The 4,142-nt window shown below is 45.4% G+C and carries 1 protein-coding gene and 4 pseudogenes; all 5 read left to right on the plus strand.

Annotated features, from left to right (window positions below):
* Positions 1–181: 181 nt before the first annotated feature.
* Positions 182–904, plus strand: a pseudogene (locus ACTXGO_RS10560) (hypothetical protein); the annotation flags it as partial.
* Between the two features lie 204 nt (positions 905–1,108).
* A pseudogene (locus ACTXGO_RS10565) lies at positions 1,109–1,978 on the plus strand (trimeric autotransporter adhesin AtaA); the annotation flags it as partial.
* Positions 1,979–2,113: 135 nt separating this feature from the next.
* A pseudogene (locus tag ACTXGO_RS10570) lies at positions 2,114–2,956 on the plus strand (YadA C-terminal domain-containing protein); the annotation flags it as partial.
* Positions 2,957–3,041: 85 nt separating this feature from the next.
* Complete coding sequence (locus ACTXGO_RS10575; protein ID WP_435949458.1) at positions 3,042–3,854, plus strand: OmpA family protein; 813 nt, start codon at positions 3,042–3,044, stop codon at positions 3,852–3,854.
* An 88-nt stretch (positions 3,855–3,942) separates the two neighbouring features.
* A pseudogene (locus tag ACTXGO_RS10580) lies at positions 3,943–4,142 on the plus strand (metal-dependent hydrolase); the annotation flags it as partial.

A 4,142-nucleotide genomic window follows, 5' to 3' on the forward strand; every position in this document is an offset into this window, starting at 1 on the left:
GGCTACTGGCACTACTGTTACAGACGGCACCAACACCAGCACCTATGGCGCTGATGGCTTCACCGCAACCGATGGTACAGACTCAACCGTCTTTAACCAAGCGGGCGTCACCTTCTTAGATGACAACAATGATCCTATTGGTCCAAGTATCGCTCGTAGCGGTATTGATGCTGGTAACACCGTGATCACAAGCGTCGCCCCAGGCAGCCTTGCTGATAACTCAACCGACGCCATCAATGGTAGTCAGTTGAACACCGCAGCAGACTCTATCGCAACCCGTCTTGGTGGCGACTCAACCTTCGATCCTGCTACGGGTACCTTTACCTCACCGAACTACGTACTTGATGACGGCACTAACAGTGGCACTAACGCGACAGCGTTTACCAACGTCGGTGACGCGCTTGGCAATCTTGACACCCGCACCACCACCAACACCGGTGACATCGCTAACATTCAAGAGCAGGCCAACCTGGGCTTTAACATCACCGCCAATGGCGTTGAGGCCGATGAGGATAACGTTCAATTGGGTGAAACCGTTGACTTTACCAGTGATGACAACCTAGTCACCACCGTCAGTGATAACGGCATCAACTACAGCTTAGCTGAGAACATCAACGTCACCAGCGTCACCGCAACCGATGGCGATGATCGCACCAGTCTGACGGCTACTGGCACTACTGTTACAGACGGCACCAACACCAGCACCTATGGCGCTGATGGCTTCACCGCAACCGATGGTATGAATAGCACTATCTTAGACCAAGCAGGACTTAGATTTACAAACGCTAATGGCGCAACGGGACCAAGTGTCACAGCGCAGGGTATCGATGCAAATGATACTAAAATCAGTAATCTCGCTGATGGGACATTAGCTAGCGATGCAGCAACCTTTGGTCAGCTATCTACTATTACTGACAACATAACCGCAGCCGGTGTTCAGTATGATCGTAATACCGATGATACAGTGAACTATGACCAAGTCAGCTTTGCTGGCACACCAGCAGTAATCGAGCAAGATGATAGCGGTAATAATATCGTCGTTAGTGGTGGTACGACACTTAGGAACGTTGCAAACGGTGTTATTGCGTCTGACGCAGTTAATAAAGGTCAGCTTGATAGTATCGTTGCCAATCAGATCACTGACGTGGAAATTAAAGATCAAAATGGCAATGTGATTGGTACTAAAAACGTTACCAATCAGGTAATCAATACCAATATCAATACAGATTCGCCAAATCAGAATTCCTTATTCTTAACCTACAATAAAGAAGGTCAAGAAGTCACTGATCGTCTAACTATTGGTCAAACGGTACAGAAAATGAATACGGAAGGGGTTAAATTTGCTCATACCAATGCAAGTCCTCAAAGTAAGGGTGATATTGCTAGTGGTGTAACAAATGACTCAAGTGCAGGTGGTGAAAACTCAACCGCTATCGGAGTTAATGCCATTATTACTGAAAAGGGCAAATCTTCAGTTGCTTTGGGTCATAATACTTTAGTCGCTGGCGCATCTTCTGTAGCAATTGGTGATGGTGCTCAAGCCAACGGTAATCAGTCTATTAGTGTAGGCACAGGCAACATCGTCAACGGTAATAACTCTGGTGCCTTTGGTGATCCAAGCATTATTAATGGTAATAACAGTTACTCAGTGGGTAATAATAATACGATTAACAGTGACGATACTTTTGTACTAGGTAATGGTATTACAGCAAACCAAAACGGTTCGGTGGTATTAGGACTGGGTTCTGCAGCAATGACAGGTGCTGGAGTATTAGGCTTTGGGGCTGCTGGTAACTCTGCAATTACGGCGACTACGAGTACTACAGGAGCAGTTGCTGTAGGTAATGCGTCAAATGGTGTATATCGTCAAATTACAGGCGTTGCTGCTGGTACAGCTGACTCTGATGCCGTCAACGTCTCGCAGCTAAAAGCGGTCAGCGACGCGCTTGGTGATAGCAATACCTCGCTTAGCAATGCTGCGGTACAATATGACAAAAACCCAGATGACACTGTCAATAAAGGTAGCATTACGCTAGGTGGCGGCGCTGAAGGTACCACTATTACCAATGTAAAAGGTGGCGCTATAAACGCAACCAGCACTGATGCTATCAATGGTGGTCAGTTGCATAATCTAGGTAATGATGTTGCTGGAATTATCGGCGGTGATGCTAGCTATGATGCAGATGGTAACTTGACCGTTAATAACATTGGCGGTACAGGAAAAGGTAACATTAGTGATGCCATTGCTGCTGTCAATCAAGGTAATGCTCAAGCTAATGAGGACATCCAAGCCAATAGCGAAGATATTCAAGCTAATACAGATAGACTAGATTCTGGCTTAAGCTTTGGCGCTGATAGTGGTGATAACATTGATAAGCCGATAGGTGATGATACGGCCGTCAATTTCCAAGGCAGTAATAATATCAGTACAACTACGACTGATAATGGCATCAAGTTTGATCTCAACGGTAATATTAGTGTAGATAGTGTCACCGCTGCCACGATTACGACAGGCAATACTACTATCAACAGCAATGGCGTCACTATTGCAGATGGTCCGAGTATGACTGTGAACGGAATCAACGCAGGTAACCAAGTCATCAGCGGCGTCGCTGATGGTGTCGAAGTTAATGATGCGGTTAACGTCGGTCAGCTCAATAACTTTGGTAATCGAGTCAACGGTGCTATTAATGAGCTTGGTTATAGAATAGATGACGTTGCAGACGATGCCAATGCAGGTATTTCAGCAGCTATGGCGATGTCATCAATTCCACAATCTTTCATCCCAGGTAAATCGATGATTGGTGGTGGTATCTCCAGCTATAACGGTGAAGGTGCGGTAGCAGTAGGACTCTCAAGGGTCTCTGATAATGGTCGCTGGGTTATCAAAGCGAATGGTACAGCAGATACGCAAGGGAATGCGGGCGGTGCAGTTGGTGCAGGTTTCCATTTTTAATGTAACCTCATTGTTTGATGACGGTGTTTATCTAGGCTAGATAGATGCCGTCAAACTACTCATAAAATATATTAAGGAATGGATAATGAAACAATCTGTATATGGCTACGGCGCTTTAGCCGTTGTTTTACTGCTCTCAGTAACGGGATGTACGCGAAGTATCAGTACTAATCTGACCGATGACGGCCGAGTGAGCGCCAGTGATTTGGTGTTTCCAGAGCAGGATACTGCTTGGCGAAAAGAAGGTAGAATCGTTGACGCGGATGACGTAGCTAAGATAAGACCTGGTGTGAACAAAGAGCAGCTCTACCAGCTTATTGGTCCGCCTCACTTTAGCGAAGGCTATAAAGCTCGTGAATGGGACTATATTCTTAACTTCTACGATAACAATCAACAAGTAAAGACTTGTCAATACAAAGTCATTTTTGATAAAGAGTACAAGGGTCAGGAGTTTTATTGGAGTCCTGCTGACTGTCCACCCCAGCAAGCGAACATTGTTGAGTCTACCCGTGAGAATATGACTATCAGTGCTGACACTTTATTTGAGTTTGATGGCTCTAGCACACAGAATATGATGCCACAAGGCAAGCGTGATCTTGATACTTTGGCACAAAAACTCAGACAGTCACAACAGATGGGTTATAGCAAAGTGATGATCACAGGTCATACAGATCGTAAGGGCGATGCCGCTTATAACATGAGATTATCTAATCAGCGCGCTCAAAGTGTTGCGAACTATTTAGTCTCTCAAGGCGTCAATCCTAACACTATAGTAGCAACGGGAGCAGGGGAGTCGCAGCCTATTGTACAGTGCTCAACTAACCTGCCGCGTCAGCAAGAGATCGATTGCTTGCAACCTAATCGCCGTGTTACGCTTGACGTCACAGTCAGTCAGTAACTTAAAAATATAAGTTAATTAAGAAAAAGGTGCTAATCATTGATTGGCACCTTTTTTGTTTCAACACGCGTAAGTAAGGACAACACCAGTGACCCCCTTAAAATACATTGCTCATTATCCTGAGCACATTCAAACGCAAGCTAGCGAGCTCATTAGCAGTGGTCGACTAGGCGCGTATATCGAGCAGCGCTATCCAGACACGCATCAGATTCAAAGTGACAAAGCGCTTTACCAGTATGTGAACGATATAAAAACCGAATACATGCGTAAAAGTGGCACTTTATCGCA

The organism is Psychrobacter sp. T6-1, assembly GCF_052258445.1.

Excerpts from the sequence above, each read along its gene's own strand:
- ACTXGO_RS10575 (WP_435949458.1), top strand. The coding sequence starts at position 3,042 with ATGAAACAATCTGTATATGGCTACGGCGCTTTAGCCGTTGTTTTACTG.